The organism is Mesobacillus maritimus, from assembly GCF_023715205.1.
GTDB classification, from domain to species: domain Bacteria; phylum Bacillota; class Bacilli; order Bacillales; family Cytobacillaceae; genus Mesobacillus_B; species Mesobacillus_B maritimus_C.
The window spans coordinates 1-17,397 of sequence record NZ_JAMBNR010000034.1 but is presented as its reverse complement, the minus strand read 5'-3'; the positions used below and the strand labels follow the sequence as shown (position 1 = coordinate 17,397).

Genomic DNA, 17,397 nt, shown 5'->3' with positions numbered 1-17,397 from the left:
TTCCTTTTAGCATTAGCTAAGTAAGATCCCTGAAAGATGATCAGGTTGATAGGTCAGAGGTGGAAGCGCGGTGACGTGTGGAGCTGACTGATACTAATCGATCGAGGACTTAACCAAAACGAAAAGCGGAGGCGACTGTACAGCCTCGACAAGCGCTGGAGGGCCAGCAGTTGAAGTCGTTCTTTGACTTCAGCGGATGGACCGAAGCGACTCGAGAGGCTAGGAGCCAGAGCTGGACAACGATACTCGTTTCACTTAACTTCTTACAAACATTATCTAGTTTTGAGGGAACAAAAAAATCTCTTGAAAAATATCAAAAAGATATTATAATAATTGTCTGGTGACGATGGCGAGAAGGTCACACCCGTTCCCATGCCGAACACGGAAGTTAAGCTTCTCAGCGCCGATGGTAGTTGGGGGATTCTCCCTGTGAGAGTAGGACGTCGCCAGGCCAAAAAAAAGGCAACCTTGTTTGGTTGTCTTTTTTTTGGCTCTTTTCTTTAACTTTGTTGCTTCTTGGACAAAAAATACATCTGAGTAACTCAAGTCATTCAATAAATAATTACATTTTATAGAAAAAAGTACTTACAATAATTTCAAACGATCGCAATTGCTACTTTATCGTCAAAATTGGCTTCAGAATTTCAATAACAATTTTTACAAAAAAACAGCGTTTTTATTTGTGTAAGAAACCCAAAAGAGCGTTTTTGTAAAAGGCAAATTAATTTAAGAGTGAATCCCCTTCATTGTTTAATAAAAAGGATCGTTTCCTTTTTTATTTTTAATAAAATGTATAAAAAGAGTTTGTTCTCCTCCGATTCTATTAAACTATAGGGAAAGCATGGTTAATAAACCGAGTACAAGCTTTATTTGTTCCTTTCTACAATATAATCTTTTTTTAGTGCTCGTATTAACCAAGATGGAAATTGCGAGTACTAGTCTCAAAAGTGGAAATTAACTTAGCACCCGCATTAAACTGATATTTTACATGCCTAATTTATACACTCTCCTCCTGAACCCGTCATTGACTATTCCGTAATCCTCGCTTTTTATTTCCCTTCCAAATATCGAATAATCAATGATGGTCCCTTTTTTAGGGTGATTTCAAGAAAGGACTCAATAAATGGATAATCTTCGTTTGACATCATTTTAATCAGTTCACTCCACCAATCAATTTCGTAACGAGCTATCATTCCAAGGTTATATAGGAGAAGATAATGAAGCAGTAGTTCAGGCATCATAGCTAAATCCTCTCTTATCAATGGAAAGGCATACTGTTGGTCCATGGAATTAAGTTTAATGATACTTGGTTCTAAATGGAGGGGGGAATCGCAATCAAATAATATGCGCCTGTCATCTGTTCCGCGAAACGTTACTTGCCCCCCTACTTTCTGTTGAATATAGGTCATAAACCGGCTCTCTGTCATATGATAGGTGTCCAGTAAGGTTTTAGGTAAAGCAAAAGAGCCATCAATTGTGTGGATGGGGAGAAAGGTTTGCTGCCCCATTAGTTTAATAAAAAGGGGAGTGAGTTCTGGAATGAACTTCAGAAGATCTCCCATTTTGACTTTTTCTCCTTCCAGTTGTTTCATGTGAAACAATTTTTCTGCCAACAGAGGAAACAATCCGTGTCGCTGGAGCTTTACCTCATCGTCTAAAAATGAATATTGTTGTTTCTTTCTTTTCCTAGTCGATAGTCCATGGGCTAGTACAGCAGTTGTTTCTGGATAGTTTGGATTTGCTGTTAGTATGCATGCTTTTGAGAGGTGTACTAATCCATAAAAAAGCAATATGGGCTGGATATGTATTGGGGAGGTTTGAGCTTGTTGGTAGTATATTTTTCCATGCTCCAAATAGTACATAAACGGATAACAGTTCTCAAAGCTCTTTTGGTCAGCATTTTCTATTTGTAATTGCTGGTAGCAGTTTAATAAGTAATTTCTTGAATAATCAGCTGAAAAATAAACTGAAAAACGGTCCCAACCATTAGTCTGCAATAACATCCATAAACCCTCCGATATTATCAGAAAAATCTAACTTGGCGAATCTTTCTTGACAGTATTTTGTCCAATTGATAACCTTACTAATAATATTTTGTTCTAGAGGGGGTTATTTACGATGTGGGAAAATAAATTTGCAAAAGAAGGATTAACTTTTGATGATGTGTTGCTTGTGCCTGCAAAGTCTGAGGTTTTACCCAAGGATGTAAAACTTCAAGTAAAGTTAACAGAAAAGATTAAGTTAAATATCCCAGTTATTAGCGCGGGTATGGATACTGTGACAGAAGCAGAAATGGCCATTAGTATGGCTAGACAGGGTGGCTTAGGGATCATCCACAAAAACATGTCCATTGAGCAACAAGCTGAACAAGTGGACAAAGTAAAACGTTCTGAAAGTGGAGTTATCACTGATCCATTCTTTTTAACCCCTGAACACCAGGTTTTTGACGCAGAACATCTAATGAGCAAGTATCGGATCTCTGGTGTCCCAATTGTTAACAATGAACAGGAACAAAAGCTTGTCGGCATTCTTACGAATCGTGATTTAAGGTTTATTCAGGATTATTCCATTCTCATCTCTGATGTCATGACAAAGGAGAATTTGGTTACTGCTCCTGTTGGAACAACATTACAGGAAGCTGAAAAGATTTTGCAACGATATAAAATTGAGAAACTCCCACTCGTAAATGAAGATGGAATCTTAAAAGGGCTTATAACTATTAAGGATATTGAGAAAGTGATTGAGTTCCCCAACTCTTCAAAGGATGAACAAGGTCGCCTAATTGCTGGTGCTGCCGTTGGCGTTGCAGCTGATACCTTAAAAAGGGTTGAAGGATTGGTACGAGCTCAAGTGGATGTCATTGTCATTGACACAGCACATGGCCATTCAAAAGGCGTTTTAGAAACAGTCAGACAAATTCGAGAGACATACCCTGACCTTGCAATTATTGCTGGAAATGTTGCTACTGCAGAAGGTACTCGGGACCTTATCGAGGCTGGTGCCGATGTTGTAAAGGTTGGAATTGGACCTGGATCTATTTGTACAACACGAGTCGTAGCCGGCGTCGGTGTCCCTCAAATTACAGCTGTTTATGACTGTGCAAGTGAAGCAAGAAAATATGGGAAAGCCATTATTGCCGATGGAGGCATTAAGTATTCAGGAGATATTGTAAAAGCTTTAGCAGCTGGCGGGCATGCTGTCATGCTTGGAAGTATGCTAGCAGGTACAACTGAAAGTCCAGGAGAAACAGAAATTTATCAAGGACGACGCTTTAAAGTTTACCGGGGCATGGGCTCTGTAACATCCATGGAAAAAGGGTCAAAGGATCGCTATTTCCAAGAGGATAATAAGAAGTTTGTTCCAGAAGGAATTGAAGGACGTGTCGCTTACAAAGGACCTTTGTCAGATACGGTTTATCAGTTAATTGGTGGAATTCGTTCAGGTATGGGCTATTGTGGTGCGGCAAACCTACAGGAGTTAAGAGAGAACAGTCAATTCATTAAAATGACTGGAGCCGGGTTACGTGAAAGTCATCCACATGATGTTCAAATTACAAAAGAGGCTCCGAATTACTCAACAAGCTGAGTCTAAAAGCCTAAATTTTCTATATGTAAGTTGTTTTTCAGACAGGGAGGTTTTCTCTGTCTGTTTTTTTGATTTTGTTTATGTTAAACTATACGGGTGTGTTTTTTGAATGGGGTCAATCTAGCAACATACCAAATAGAAAAGCGGAAGCCCCCTGTTCAGCGGCGTATTGCCTGGTGCTCTTTAACTGAGATAAATATCAATTGTATGGTGGAGAGCGAAGGACAATAACCGCTAGGGCGCTGTAGCTAGACATGTGATTAACTAAATGAGCTGGAGGGAAATTGCTTTGAAACGTTACAGACAATTTACAATGACGTTTGCTGTATTTCTGTTAGCTTTGACAACTTTGCTTTCGGGCTTACCCGGAAATGTACAAGCAGCAGAAGATGAGTTAGGCCTTAGTGCAGAAGCAGCCATTCTTTTAGATGGTGAGACTGGGAAAGTTTTATATGAAAAGAATGCAGATGTGGTACTAGGTGTAGCTTCAATGTCAAAGATGATGACAGAGTACCTTGTGCTTGAAGCAATCCATAAAGGTACGATTACTTGGGATCAAACGGTAAAAATTGATGAGTATATCCATCGATTATCATCAGCACCTGGGTTGTCTAATATTGGCTTAACACAAGGAGAAGATTATACCGTTAAGGAACTTTACGAAGCTATGGCCATTCATTCAGGGAATGCTGCAACTGTTGCACTTGCTCAGTTAATTGCTGGTTCTGAAAAGAATTTTGTTGAAATGATGAACGCCAAAGCAAAGGAATTAAATCTAGAGGATTACAAATTTGTTAACTCTTCTGGTTTGAACAACAGTTCGTTGTTAGGAAATCATCCTGCTGGCGGTGCAGATGATGAAAATGTGATGTCTGCGAGAGCTACAGCTAAGTTGGCTTATCATTTATTAAAGGACTATCCTGAAGTACTTGATACGGCTAGTAAACCAAGACTCGAGTTTAGAGACGGTAAAACATATGATAACTTTAACTTTATGTTGCCAACGCTAGTACATGCGTATGAAGGAATTGATGGCTTAAAGACAGGGTCAACGGACTTTGCTGGTTATGCATTTACAGCTACAGCTAAACGAGGTGACCAACGATATATTTCCGTGGTAATGAAAACAGATTCAAGGGATATTCGTTTTACAGAGACAGCAAAAGTCATGAATTATGCATTCAATAGTTTTTCAAAAGAACAAATTTTTGATAAAGGCTTCCAATTGAAAGGCCAAGAAACAGTACCAGTAACTAAAGGAAAAGAAAATAGCGTCGCTGTTCAAACAGATGGTGAACTTGCTCTTCCAGTTAAAAACGGTGAAAAAGAGCAATACCAACCAAAATTGGTCATTGATAAAGACCTTTTAAATGAGGATGGCGAGTTAACTGCCCCTATTGAAAAAGGTCAAACAATTGGATATATGACAGTCGAATCAAAAAACGGTGGAGATATCCAGTTCATTACTTCAAAAAATGAAAAGGCCATTCAAGTCCCCGTTGTTGCTGCAGAAGAAGTAGAAAAGGCAAACTGGTTCGTGCTTTCAATGCGTGGAATTGGCGGTTTCTTCGGTGACTTATTTAGTACGATTGCCTCTACTGTTAAGGGTTGGTTCTAAAAAAATATAATTTTTTAAAAATTATAGTAGTAAAATTTAGGGTTCCTGTTGACAGGGACCCTTTTTTGGTGTTTATTTTCAATAAGGGAATTGGAAAAAATTCCGATTTATTTTCTTGGAATAATCCTCTAAAATAAAAATAGTCGAATAATATAATTACTTAAAGTGGGGGAAAAAGAATGAGAACAGGAACAGATCGTGTAAAACGTGGAATGGCTGAGATGCAAAAGGGTGGCGTCATTATGGACGTTGTCAATGCAGAACAAGCTAAAATAGCGGAAGAAGCAGGGGCAGTTGCCGTTATGGCATTAGAACGAGTACCTTCTGACATTCGTGCGGCTGGTGGAGTAGCAAGAATGGCTGACCCTACCATTGTCGAAGAAGTAATGGGAGCTGTATCCATTCCTGTAATGGCTAAAGTGAGAATTGGACATATTGTTGAAGCAAGAGTGCTTGAATCAATGGGTGTTGATTATATTGACGAAAGTGAGGTATTAACACCAGCAGATGAAGAGTTCCACTTATTAAAGAGTGAATATACTGTACCATTTGTTTGCGGCTGCCGTGATCTTGGAGAAGCAGCAAGACGTATTGGTGAAGGAGCAGCAATGCTTCGTACAAAAGGTGAGCCTGGTACAGGAAATATTGTTGAAGCTGTACGTCACATTCGTAAAGTAAATGCACAAGTTCGCAAGGTTGTCGCAATGGATGAGACTGAGCTTATGACAGAAGCAAAACTTCTCGGAGCCCCTTACGAAACACTATTAGAAATTAAACGTCTTGGTCGTTTACCGGTTGTAAACTTTGCTGCTGGTGGTGTAGCGACACCTGCTGATGCTGCGTTAATGATGCAACTAGGTGCTGATGGTGTATTCGTAGGATCTGGAATTTTCAAATCTGAAAACCCAGAGAAGACTGCACGTGCTATTGTTGAGGCAACAACACATTATCAAGATTATGAATTGATTGCAAAGTTGTCTAAAGGACTTGGGGCAGCGATGAAAGGTATTGAAATCTCTTCACTCACTTCTGAAACACGCATGCAGGAACGCGGGTGGTAAACTGAAATGGTTAAGGTAGCTGTATTAGGTTTGCAAGGGGCCGTAAGAGAACATGTAAATGCCATTGAAGCTAGCGGTGCAGAAGCGGTTGTTATCAAAAGAGTAGAGCAGCTTCAGGAAGTGGACGGGCTTATTCTTCCTGGCGGAGAGAGCACAACAATGAGAAAACTGATTGATAAGTACGGCTTCATGCCAGAGTTAAAGCGATTTGCAGCTGAAGGCAAACCAATGTTCGGGACATGTGCAGGTTTAATTTTACTTGCCAAGCGAGTAGTGGGGTATACAGAGCCACATATTGGGGTCATGGATGTAACTGTCGAACGAAATTCATTTGGTCGCCAACGTGAAAGTTTTGAAACTGAACTTGATATTAAAGACGTTGCTGAAGACTTTTCCGCTGTGTTTATCCGTGCTCCACATATTGTTGAAGCTGGGGAAAATGTGGAGGTCTTGGCCAAGCATAACGGTCGAATTGTCGCAGCAAGGGAAGGTCAGTTTTTGGGATGTTCCTTTCATCCTGAGTTAACAGAAGACAACCGGTTAACCTCCTACTTTGTCCGTATGGTGGAAGAATCAAAACAAAAAACTATAGTATAATCCAGTTGCAAGCAGGAAATAAATATAGTAAATTTGAAATAATAAAACCTGATATATAAAAGCGATGACAGGAACTAGTAACTTGTTTTCATACCTATAGAGAGCCGGTGGTTGGTGTAAACCGGTGGGTGAGACGTGTGAATCCATCCTCGAGCAAAGCATGGAAAACCAGTTGGTTAGTAATTGCTTTCGGCAAAAGACCGTTATCTTGCTAAAGAGGAAAGTGTCATATGCTTTCAATCAGGGTGGCAACGCGGGTTAACTCTCGTCCCTTATTAGGGGACGGGAGTTTTTTGTGTTTTGCCAAGGATTATTGAAGGAGGAAGAAAGATGCTAGATGTAAAATATCTACGTACGAATTTTGACGAAGTGAAACAAAAGCTCCAGCATCGAGGAGAGGATTTAACGGACTTCGGGAAATTTGAAGAGTTGGATAAAAGACGCCGCGAGTTACTTGTTGAAACTGAAGCATTAAAAAGCAAGCGCAATGAAGTTTCTCAACAAATTGCGAAACTAAAAAAAGAAAAACAAGATGCTGATCAACTGATTACTGAAATGCGTGAGGTTGGCGATCAAATTAAAACATTAGATGAGGAATTAAGGGGCGTCGAAGAATCATTAGACAACCTATTAATGAGCATTCCGAATATCCCACATGAGAGTGTGCCAGTAGGAGAATCAGAAGACGATAATGTAGAAATCCGCAAATGGGGAGAAATCCCACAGTTTTCTTTTGAACCGAAGCCACATTGGGATTTGGCAGATGAACTAAAAATTATTGATTTTGAACGCGCCGGAAAAGTAACGGGAAGTCGTTTTGCTTTTTATAAGGGGCTTGGTGCCCGCCTAGAGCGCGCACTTATCAGTTTTATGATGGACCTTCATGCGGATGAACATGGCTACCAAGAGGTGCTCCCGCCTTATATGGTTAACCGTGCTAGTATGACGGGTACAGGCCAGTTGCCTAAATTTGAAGAAGATGCCTTCAAAGTCGCTGATACGGATTACTTCCTTATTCCAACGTCTGAAGTACCGGTAACAAACCTACACCGCGATGAAATTTTAACTAGCGAGCAGTTACCAGTTAAGTATGTTGCTTACAGTGCCAACTTCCGTTCTGAGGCTGGATCCGCAGGTCGCGATACGCGTGGCTTAATCCGTCAACATCAGTTTAACAAAGTAGAGCTTGTGAAATTTGTTAAACCTGAAGATTCTTATGCAGAACTAGAGAGCTTAACGAACAATGCTGAAAAAGTGCTTCAGTTATTGAATTTGCCTTACCGCGTTCTTAGCATGTGTACAGCTGATCTTGGCTTTACGGCTGCAAAGAAGTACGATATTGAGGTTTGGATTCCAAGCTATGAAACCTACCGTGAGATTTCATCTTGTAGTAATTTTGAAGCTTTCCAAGCACGTAGAGCAAACATTCGTTTCCGCCGTGATGCAAAAGGAAAGCCAGAACATGTTCATACACTGAATGGATCTGGCCTTGCGGTCGGCCGCACGGTCGCCGCAATTCTGGAAAATTACCAGCAAGAAGACGGCAGTGTAGTGATCCCCGAGGTATTACGTCCATATATGCGGAACTGTGAAGTTATTGGCCCGCAAAATTAAAGAAGAACTAGGCGGAAACACCGCCTAGTTTTTTAAAATGTTTTCTTGACTTTGCATTTTAAATATAATAAAATATTCTTTGTCAGTACGGAGGAATACCCAAGTCTGGCTGAAGGGATCGGTCTTGAAAACCGACAGGCGGGTTAAACCGCGCGGGGGTTCGAATCCCTCTTCCTCCGCCATAACACCTGAGATTTCATATTTGCGCATAAATATTGGAGATTCAAAAAAACCTGTTACCTTTGTGTAGCAGGTTTTTTCTGTTTAGGGAAAATAAAATATAATAAAAGACCAGCTCAAGAGAACTGGCCTTTCTATGAACAAGTGAAAAAGAATAAGTTCTGAACACAGGCCATACGCCGCTGCCCAGGGTGCTTATGCTTTAGGATATATATAGAATATGTTTTTTACTTAGTAAATGTTCCAGCTCCAGCACCCTAGCGGCTAGTGTCCTTCACTCTCCGCCCTACGATAAGTCAACATCGAATCGCCTCCGGCTCTTCGTGTTTCCTTTATCTCAGTCGAAGAGCTCCAGGCCATACGCCGCTGCCCAGGGTGCTTATGCTTTACTTTTTAACAATTGCGTTTGTTGGATAAACGAGCCAATTCGCTCAACGATTGGTTCAATAGAGGATTTGTCGCTCATAATATCATAATCATTGATGTTTAATCGGAGAACAGGGCAAGAGTTGAAACTGTTGATCCAATTCTCATAACGTCCGTGCATTTCTTGCCAATACTCAATTGGAGTTTGTTGTTCCATTGGGCGGCCGCGAAGGCGGATTCGCTCGAGTATATCATCAATACTTCCTTCTAAGTAAATTAGCAAGTCTGGATGTGGGAAGTATGGGGTCATCACCATTGCGTCAAATAGGCTTTTGTATGTTTCATAATCTACTGGCGACATCGTCCCTTTTTCATAATGCATCTTGGCAAAAATCCCAGTATCTTCGTAGATCGAACGGTCTTGGATGAATCCACCACCGTATTCAAAAATCCGCTTTTGTTCCTTGAAACGTTCTGCTAGGAAATAAACTTGAAGATGAAAGCTCCAGCGATCAAAATCAGCATAAAATTTATCGAGATAAGGATTCGTATCAACTTTTTCAAAAGAAGTACGAAATTGTAAAGCCTCAGCTAGAGCGTTTGTCATCGTAGATTTCCCGACCCCAACGGTACCAGCCACGGTAATAACAGCATTATTTGGGATATTATATTTCGTTCGTAAATTCATTGTTGTACGCTCCTTTTTGCTAATGATGCTGAAACCTGTTGGAGCATCATGTTTAAATCTTGTTTATTTTTCACAAAGTCTAGGTCATCCCCATTGAAACGAAGCACAGGAATCTCAGGATGTTGTTGTTCAAATATGTTCATGGCTTCCTCATAATCCAAAGATAATTGTTGTAAGTATGCTGCACTGATGTTCTTTTCTACCTCACGTCCGCGCATTTCAATTCGTTTCAACAGCGTGTCTAGACTCGCGTGTAAATAAATGATGATATTCGGAGTGGGTGTATCTTTTGTTAAAATATCATAAATTTTATAGTACTTTTCGTATTCCTGCTGATTAAGTGTCCGCTGTGCAAAAATCAAATTTTTAAAAATGTGATAGTCAGCCACAACAGGCTGGTTTTGACTGATATAGTTCTTATTAATATCGCCTAATTGTTTATATCGGTTGCAAAGGAAGAACATTTCCGTTTGAAAACTCCACTCCTCAATATTGTCATAAAACTTACCGAGAAACGGGTTCTCATCCACAATCTCCTTTAATAAAGGATATTGAAATTGTTCGGAAATAGCCTTTGCTAATGAAGTTTTGCCAACACCAATTGGCCCCTCAACCGTGATAAAAGGTGTTTCCCCCACAGTTTGTCCTCCTTCTCTATCCGGTTATCTATTTAAAAGGCTCTATTCTCAAACTTTGCTACTTTCAGAGCTCAACTAGAACTCCAATGCCATGTTTTTCATTAAGAAAAAGAGCTGTAAACTTAGATATGTCGTATAAAATAGCTATTCTGCGTTAAAATCCGTTTTAGGATTTTAACAATAATCTTTACAAAACAGCCATTTAAAAAATTATTTTTGGGTTATTAAAAAACACAAAATCCATTTTATCATATAATCACCAAGAGAGGAGATGGAATATTTGGGGGAGATAAAGGTGGTAACGGGAATAGTGTTCAAATTGTATATGTGAATAGTATGGATACTGAAATGTTGCATTACTCTCAGGAAGGGAACGGAAAAAAATCCCTTCGGGTAAGTGCGTTTTTTAGACTTTCTTTCCTCAAATTTTGTTACTTCTCAACTAAAATGACGACTGATTTAAAAAGCTCCATAAAAAACAAGCTCAGAGAAATCTGAGCTTGTTTCTACCTATGTTTGATTCACGACATTAAAGTTTTCCGTAATGAGTAACCAGTTTTGCGGGAAACTTAACCCGAGCTTCCAATAACTAATACCTCGTAAATTCAATTCTTTTATCAAGTCAAACTTTGCTTGGATGGAGCGTGCATCTTCAAACCATACTTCATGTCGTTTCCCTTCTCTATCGGTGTAGTTAAAGAAAGGGGCCTGGGCTTTTTGGTCATACTGAATGGCTACACCGTTGTCTGCTGCAAGTTGAATCGCTTGCTGGGGACTTACTGCTCGAGCGGTGCTTCCTTGGACGAATGGTAGAGTCCAATCATACCCATATAAGTTTTGTCCCATCATAATTTTATTCCCAGGCATTTCGGTAAGCGCATATTCGAGCACTTCACGAACTGGTCCAATTGGTGATACTGCCATCGCTGGGCCACCGCTATATCCCCATTCATAAGTCATGATGACAACGAAATCGACAATTTCCCCATGTGCCCGGTAATCATGGGCTTCGTACCATGCTCCTTTTTGTTCAGCACTTGTTTTAGGTGCTAGAGCAGTTGAAATTAACCAGCCTTGTTGGCGAAAACGATCTCGCGCTTTCCTTAAAAAATTATTATATGCTTCGCGGTCTGCAGGCCTTAAAAACTCGAAGTCAAAGTGAATATCACGGAATCCAACGCGGCGCGCGGTATCGACAATATTATTTAAGAACCGTTCTTGGACGGTCATATCGTTTAGAATAATCCTGCCGAGTTCATCGCTAAATTGGTCATTCTCCTGATTTGTAATTACCATCATTAACGTATTATTATTGGCCCGAGCAATCTGTGGGAAGTTATTTAATAGAGGTTCTTTTAATGAACCATCTCGTAGCGCTTGGTAACTAAACGGCGCTAAATAGGTTAAATAAGGGGCGGCCTCTCTTGCGGCATTCTCTAGTGCGGGAGCAACTGTGTTCCCTCTTGGCTCAACATATGCATTTGTTTCCGATCGGACCTTCGGGCGTTGGGGAATATAAAGTCTCAATCCAATTCGTAGTGGTTGATCTACAGGGATTCGATTGATTCTTGCCAATTCTTGATAAGAGGTACCAAACTTTCTAGCAATTGAATATAAACTATCTCCTTGTTGAACCCAGTAAAAGCTCCCGATGATTGGGATGACCACAGTTTGACCAACAACGAGCCTATTTGGATTAGGTATATCATTTGCTTCGACAATATCATTCACAGTTGATCCATAGGCACGGGCAATGCCTGCTAACGTATCACCAGGTTGTATCACATGGATTTGCATGGTTTTCCCTCCCTAGATAGCGGTAAAACGCTACAACCATCATATGAGTAGAGAGGTTGACCTATGAATTACCAAGAAAAAATTGTTTCAGATGGTGATATGTTTGCTTTTAAGACTTCTTTCATCATTTGTAACGCGTAGGTGTTGTCTTGATCGTGGTTGGAAGCAATGCAATCGTTAGGAATGAATAAGGAGTATTCACGCATATATGCATCGTTGGCGGTAAACAAAACACAAATGTTCCCGGCAATTCCAGTTATCACGAGTGTATCCACCTTTAATTCCTGCAGTAAACTATCAAGCGCTGTGCCATAAAAAGCTGAATGCTTAGGTTTTATTAAAAAGTAATCTTTACTCGTTGGGGTCAGTTTATGGATAATTTCTTGGCTCCGTTCATTTGTACAAACATGGATGATGGTTTCTAAATCTGCCTTCCATACTTTATAATGATCATTAATATAAATAACTGGCCAATTTTTTTTGTAAAAGTAGGATTTCAGTTCAAGTATGGGATGAGTTAACATCTCTGCTTTTTGGGATAAGATCTTGCCGTGATTAAACTGGAAATCATTGATCATGTCGATTACTAGTAAAGCGGGTTTCTGGCTGTTCACGTAAATCCACTCCTTTCCTATTATCTTTTGAAGGAAAGGGTATTCTTAAACGTAGGTAGAAATGGGGACGTTCAATGGAGTTCAATCGAGAAGAATTCTATATGAGAGAAGCAATTTCAGAAGCAAAAAAAGCAGAAAGAAAAGGAGAAGTACCAATTGGAGCTGTAATTGTCGTAGGTGATGAAATAATTGCTAGAGCACATAATTTGCGCGAAACTGAACAAAGTTCCATTGCTCATGCAGAGGTACTGGCGATAGACCAAGCTTGTAAAAAGTTAGGAAGCTGGAGGCTTGAGGAAGCAGAACTCTTTGTAACACTTGAGCCATGTCCTATGTGTGCAGGAGCAATTATGTTATCGAGGGTTAAACGCGTCATATACGGTGCAACAGATCCTAAGGGTGGCTGTGCAGGGACATTTATGAACATCCTTCAGGATGAACGATTTAATCATCAAAGTGAAGTGAAGACAGGAATTCTAGAGCAAGAGTGTGGAGGTATGCTCTCGGAGTTTTTTCGAAATTTACGAAAACGAAAAAAAGCAGAAAAGAAAACCAGGCTAGAAACGGAATTGGAGAATCAGTAAATAATTTACAGGTTGTAAACATTGCTTTTTCTGTTCGGAGTTAGTATACTAAGTATGCGTCATTAAGACGTAACTCTTTGCCGTGCTAGTCGGGGAGGTAGCGGTGCCCTGTACCCGCAATCCGCTCTAGCGGGGATGAATCCCTTCCTGAGGCTGATTGACTGTAGGGTCTGCCTTAAGTAAGTGGTGATGACACCCGGGTCCTGCGCAATGGGAATCCATGAACCATGTCAGGTCCGGAAGGAAGCAGCATTAAGTGGACGCTCCCATGTGCCGCAGGGTTGCCTGGGTCGAGCTAACTGCTTAAGTAACGCTTATGGTCGTCAGTCGACGGAAGGTGCACGGCTATACATACTAGTATTAAAACCTATCTCCCTTGAGGTAGGTTTTTTGTTGTATTGGAAGTGAAAGGTGAGAAAACAGATTTAGCACCCTCACTTTTGTCAAACATAGTAGAAATTTAATTTTTCTCCAAGATAGTTTTGTATTTATAGATACGTTATAATAAGGGAGATAATATACATGGAAGGGAGCGGTGTCTTTGGCTTATCAAGCGTTATATCGTGTTTGGCGTCCGCAGCAGTTTTTTGATGTCGTGGGCCAAGAACATGTCACAACGACACTACAAAATGCTCTGCTTCAGGAAAAAATTTCACATGCTTATCTCTTTTCAGGACCGCGTGGTACAGGGAAAACGAGTGCTGCAAAAATTCTCGCAAAAGCAGTGAACTGTGAAAAGGCACCAATCAGTGAACCTTGTAACGAGTGTCCATCCTGCCGGGGGATTACCGACGGGTCGATTCCCGATGTTATTGAAATCGACGCCGCCTCTAATAACGGCGTAGAGGAGATAAGAGACATTCGAGATAAGGTTAAATATGCACCGAATGCCGTGAAATACAAGGTGTACATCGTCGATGAGGTCCACATGCTTTCAATCGGGGCCTTTAACGCATTGTTAAAAACACTCGAAGAGCCTCCGCGTCATGTCATCTTTATCCTCGCTACGACTGAACCTCATAAAATTCCACTAACCATTATTTCAAGAACTCAACGGTTTGATTTTAAACGCATAACCGCACAGGCAATTGTCGGAAGAATGAAGTGGATCATTGAGGAAACAGGATTGGAATGTGATGAAAAAGCACTGCAGGTAATTGCTAGAGCTGCAGAAGGTGGAATGCGTGATGCCCTTAGTCTCCTTGATCAGGCAATTTCCTTTAGTCAAGATCAAGTAACGGTTGAAGATGCACTAACTGTAACAGGTTCTGTTTCTCAAGGCTTTTTAAATCGGTTAGCGAGAGCCGTTCATGAAAAGAATGCGGCAATGGGACTTGAAGCATTGGAAGAATTGCTTTTTCAAGGGAAAGATCCAGCACGATTTATTGAGGATTTTATCTACTTCTATCGAGATATGTTGTTATACAAAGCAGCTCCTAATTTAGAAGAATCTCTTGAAAGAGTTTTATTAGATGATGAGTTTCAGAAACTTGCTAGTGAAGTCGATGCTAGGGAAATATACGAGATTATCGATCATTTGAATAAGGCTCAACAAGAAATGCGGTGGACGAATCATCCACGTGTGTTTTTAGAAGTGGCCATTGTGAAGCTTTGCCAGTTAGAAATTCATGCGACTCAAAACCTGAATGCGGAACCTTTGTTAAAACGATTAGAGCAATTGGAAGAGAGATTAGCGCAATATGAACAGAATCCTCCAGTAGCTGCAGTACAAAATGAACAAGGTGCACAAAAAAAACCACAACGTGTTAATCGCAAAGGATTCCAAGCCCCAGCAGGTAAAATTAACGAGGTGTTAAAAAGTGCAACCAAGCAGGATTTAAGCGAGGTAAAAAGTCGTTGGGGCGAAATGCGTGAGTTACTTGTAGGACGTCAAATGCGTTCACAAGATGCACTATTAAATGATGCGGAGCCTGTAGCTTCATCAGGTGATGCATTAGTGATAAAATTTAAATATGAAATTCATTGTCAGATGGCAATGGAGAATGCAAAATTCATTCAAACAATTAGTACAGTTCTTCGTGACTTAACAGGCAAGCAATTGCAAGTGTTAGGAGTCCCTGAAGATCAGTGGTTAAATCTCCGCGAGAAATTTTTAAGTAGTCAACAACATGGGGAAGCCGATGGTAACGGTGGGTCTGAAGAAGATCCGCTCATATCAGAAGCAAAAAAATTGTTTGGAGAAGAAATTATTCAAATACAAGATTAATGGAGGATGTAGAATATGCGTGGAATGGGAAATATGCAAAATATGATGAAACAAATGCAGAAAATGCAAAAGAAAATGGCACAAGCACAGGAAGAACTAGGTGAAAAAAGACTAGAAGGTACAGCGGGAGGCGGAATGGTGACGGTCGTTGTTACTGGGCATAAGGAAATTGTAGATGTGCAAATTAAACAAGAAGTTGTAGATCCCGATGACGTAGAAATGCTTCAAGACTTAGTTCTAGCAGCAACAAATGATGCTTTGAAGCAGGCTGATGAGCTGACGAATTCAACAATGGGACAATTTACAAAAGGTATGAACCTTCCGGGAATGTTCTAGGGGGAAAATAGCATGCATTATCCTGAACCAATATCAAAGCTAATTGACAGCTTTATGAAATTGCCAGGTATCGGCCCTAAAACGGCTGCTCGTCTGGCTTTTTTTGTTCTAAGTATGAAAGAAGACACCGTTCTTGACTTTGCAAAGGCTCTAGTCAATGCAAAACGAAATTTAACGTATTGCTCTGTATGTGGTCATATTACAGATCAGGATCCGTGTTATATCTGTGAAGATCAACGTCGTGATCGAAGCGTGATTTGTGTAGTACAAGATCCAAAAGATGTGATTGCGATGGAAAAAATGAAGGAGTTTTCTGGTTTATATCATGTGCTCCATGGTTCCATTTCTCCGATGGATGGAATTGGACCAGAGGACATTAACATCCCGGACTTGTTAAAACGTCTTCAAGATGAAACCGTGGAAGAAGTCATTTTAGCAACGAACCCTAATATTGAGGGGGAGGCTACAGCGATGTATATCTCCCGTTTGTTAAAACCATCTGGAATCAAGATAACAAGAATTGCTCACGGTTTACCTGTCGGTGGTGATTTAGAATATGCCGATGAAGTCACGCTTTCAAAAGCATTAGAAGGTCGAAGAGAAGTCTAAAATCACCTAGGAGGAGCGGTCATGTTATTTCGTCGAACAGGACAGCTGAGGAAAGAGCAAGACAAGAAATTAGTCTCGCAGCTCGAAAAACTTAAACATGAATGGGAAAATAAGAGGTCCTTGGTTGAGAGAAGTTTTGATGCACCAAGGGAATTTGTTACCGAAGCCAAATTAGCGGAAGCTAAATACTTTTACTTGTTTAAGGAAGCAAAAGAAAGAAAAGTCTCACTTAGAGGAAAATAAAATGGATTGGATTCCTTTCGTTCTTTTTTCAAAAGCTTGTTCATAAAATATAGTACAAGTTTAAAGAAGGAGGAGCAGAAATGGATCCAATTTTGATCATTTCCATCTTCGTTGGTCTTATTCTCATTATGTTTTTTATTGGAGCTCCAATGAAACCTTTGCGGTTTATTGGACAAGGAATCGTTAAAATCCTTATTGGAGCTCTTTTTTTATTTTTCTTAAATGAGTTTGGAACGGGATTAGGTTTATACGTACCAATTAATCTTGTAACGGCAACAATCTCTGGGCTTTTGGGAATTCCAGGAGTGGTTGCATTAGTAGCCATCGAGAATTGGATTATTTAAACTACTGGACTTTCAGTAGTTTTTTTTATACTTAGGGTTGACGGTGGGAACAAACGGTGATAATATAATACAAGTCGCCGATAACAATGATAACAAGCGATTAGTTAATTAAAAAAAGTTATTGACAATGTTTCAATAACGTGATAAATTAATAAAGTCGTCTCGAACGACATTGCTCTTTGAAAACTAAACAAACAAGCGTCAACAAACAATATTATCATGTCTTCTTATGAAGAACATGAGCCAACGTTTTATTTTATGAGCTTAACTCATACTCTTTATTGGAGAGTTTGATC

At 40.1% G+C, this 17,397-nt stretch carries 16 protein-coding genes, 1 tRNA gene, 2 rRNA genes, 1 other RNA gene and 1 other annotated feature; of the genes, 15 read left to right on the top strand and 5 right to left on the bottom strand.

Features of this window, described 5'->3' with window-relative positions:
- Positions 1–117 (top strand): 23S ribosomal RNA (locus M3182_RS25200); the annotation flags it as partial.
- A 219-nt stretch (positions 118–336) separates the two neighbouring features.
- Positions 337–452 (top strand): 5S ribosomal RNA (rrf, locus tag M3182_RS25195).
- Positions 453–1,049: 597 nt separating this feature from the next.
- On the opposite strand, the gene M3182_RS25190 is transcribed toward rrf, so the two are convergent.
- Entirely contained in the window at positions 1,050–2,003 is a 954-nt protein-coding gene (locus M3182_RS25190) for a YaaC family protein (protein ID WP_251437520.1), read from the bottom strand.
- 115 nt (positions 2,004–2,118) lie between these two features.
- Between M3182_RS25190 and guaB the strand changes: the two genes are divergently transcribed.
- The 6 genes from guaB (at position 2,119) to M3182_RS25160 (ending at position 8,657) form a co-directional block, all read left to right on the top strand.
- Positions 2,119–3,585: an IMP dehydrogenase gene (gene guaB, locus M3182_RS25185; RefSeq protein WP_251560575.1), complete on the top strand. Its 1,467-nt coding sequence runs from the start codon at positions 2,119–2,121 to the stop codon at positions 3,583–3,585.
- A 268-nt stretch (positions 3,586–3,853) separates the two neighbouring features.
- Positions 3,854–5,203, top strand: coding sequence for a serine hydrolase (locus M3182_RS25180; protein ID WP_432806658.1), 1,350 nt, complete (start codon positions 3,854–3,856; stop codon positions 5,201–5,203).
- A 179-nt stretch (positions 5,204–5,382) separates the two neighbouring features.
- Positions 5,383–6,264, top strand: a complete 882-nt coding sequence (gene pdxS, locus M3182_RS25175) for a pyridoxal 5'-phosphate synthase lyase subunit PdxS (RefSeq protein WP_251437524.1) — start codon at positions 5,383–5,385, stop codon at positions 6,262–6,264.
- Between the two features lie 6 nt (positions 6,265–6,270).
- The gene (gene pdxT, locus M3182_RS25170) at positions 6,271–6,861 is read left to right on the top strand and encodes a pyridoxal 5'-phosphate synthase glutaminase subunit PdxT (RefSeq protein WP_251437526.1); all 591 of its coding nucleotides are present in this window, start codon (positions 6,271–6,273) and stop codon (positions 6,859–6,861) included.
- Positions 6,862–6,916: 55 nt separating this feature from the next.
- Positions 6,917–7,137 (top strand) — a binding site (T-box leader).
- A 54-nt stretch (positions 7,138–7,191) separates the two neighbouring features.
- Positions 7,192–8,475 (top strand): serine--tRNA ligase, encoded by a 1,284-nt coding sequence (gene serS / locus M3182_RS25165; protein ID WP_251560574.1) that lies wholly within the window; start codon positions 7,192–7,194, stop codon positions 8,473–8,475.
- Between the two features lie 89 nt (positions 8,476–8,564).
- Positions 8,565–8,657, top strand: a tRNA-Ser gene (locus M3182_RS25160).
- Between the two features lie 377 nt (positions 8,658–9,034).
- Here M3182_RS25160 and M3182_RS25155 read toward each other — a convergent pair.
- From M3182_RS25155 to M3182_RS25140, 4 genes are all read right to left on the bottom strand, one after another.
- Positions 9,035–9,709, bottom strand: coding sequence for a deoxynucleoside kinase (locus M3182_RS25155; RefSeq protein ID WP_251437530.1), 675 nt, complete (start codon positions 9,707–9,709; stop codon positions 9,035–9,037).
- Positions 9,706–10,347, bottom strand: a complete 642-nt coding sequence (locus M3182_RS25150) for a deoxynucleoside kinase (RefSeq protein ID WP_251437532.1) — start codon at positions 10,345–10,347, stop codon at positions 9,706–9,708. Before M3182_RS25150 ends, M3182_RS25155 begins: the two co-directional genes overlap by 4 nt.
- A gap of 510 nt (positions 10,348–10,857) precedes the next feature.
- Complete coding sequence (locus M3182_RS25145; RefSeq protein WP_251560572.1) at positions 10,858–12,144, bottom strand: glycoside hydrolase family 18 protein; 1,287 nt, start codon at positions 12,142–12,144, stop codon at positions 10,858–10,860.
- Between the two features lie 68 nt (positions 12,145–12,212).
- A complete protein-coding gene (locus M3182_RS25140; RefSeq protein ID WP_349774479.1) occupies positions 12,213–12,758 on the bottom strand; it encodes a cysteine hydrolase family protein in 546 nt (181 codons plus the stop codon).
- Between the two features lie 74 nt (positions 12,759–12,832).
- Between M3182_RS25140 and tadA the strand changes: the two genes are divergently transcribed.
- The 7 genes from tadA (at position 12,833) to M3182_RS25105 (ending at position 17,101) form a co-directional block, all read left to right on the top strand.
- On the top strand, positions 12,833–13,342 hold the full coding sequence (gene tadA, locus M3182_RS25135) for a tRNA adenosine(34) deaminase TadA (protein WP_251560569.1): 510 nt from the start codon (positions 12,833–12,835) through the stop codon (positions 13,340–13,342).
- An 80-nt stretch (positions 13,343–13,422) separates the two neighbouring features.
- An RNA gene (gene ffs, locus M3182_RS25130) (signal recognition particle sRNA large type) lies at positions 13,423–13,687 on the top strand.
- A gap of 196 nt (positions 13,688–13,883) precedes the next feature.
- Positions 13,884–15,569: a DNA polymerase III subunit gamma/tau gene (gene dnaX, locus M3182_RS25125; protein WP_251560567.1), complete on the top strand. Its 1,686-nt coding sequence runs from the start codon at positions 13,884–13,886 to the stop codon at positions 15,567–15,569.
- Positions 15,570–15,584: 15 nt separating this feature from the next.
- Positions 15,585–15,905, top strand: a complete 321-nt coding sequence (locus tag M3182_RS25120) for a YbaB/EbfC family nucleoid-associated protein (protein ID WP_251437540.1) — start codon at positions 15,585–15,587, stop codon at positions 15,903–15,905.
- 12 nt (positions 15,906–15,917) lie between these two features.
- Positions 15,918–16,514 carry a recombination mediator RecR gene (recR, locus tag M3182_RS25115; protein WP_251437542.1) on the top strand — a complete coding sequence of 199 codons (597 nt, stop codon included), beginning with the start codon at positions 15,918–15,920 and terminating at the stop codon, positions 16,512–16,514.
- Between the two features lie 21 nt (positions 16,515–16,535).
- Positions 16,536–16,757, top strand: coding sequence for a YaaL family protein (locus tag M3182_RS25110; RefSeq protein WP_251437544.1), 222 nt, complete (start codon positions 16,536–16,538; stop codon positions 16,755–16,757).
- 80 nt (positions 16,758–16,837) lie between these two features.
- Complete coding sequence (locus tag M3182_RS25105) at positions 16,838–17,101, top strand: pro-sigmaK processing inhibitor BofA family protein (RefSeq protein WP_251437546.1); 264 nt, start codon at positions 16,838–16,840, stop codon at positions 17,099–17,101.
- Positions 17,102–17,397: the final 296 nt, after the last annotated feature.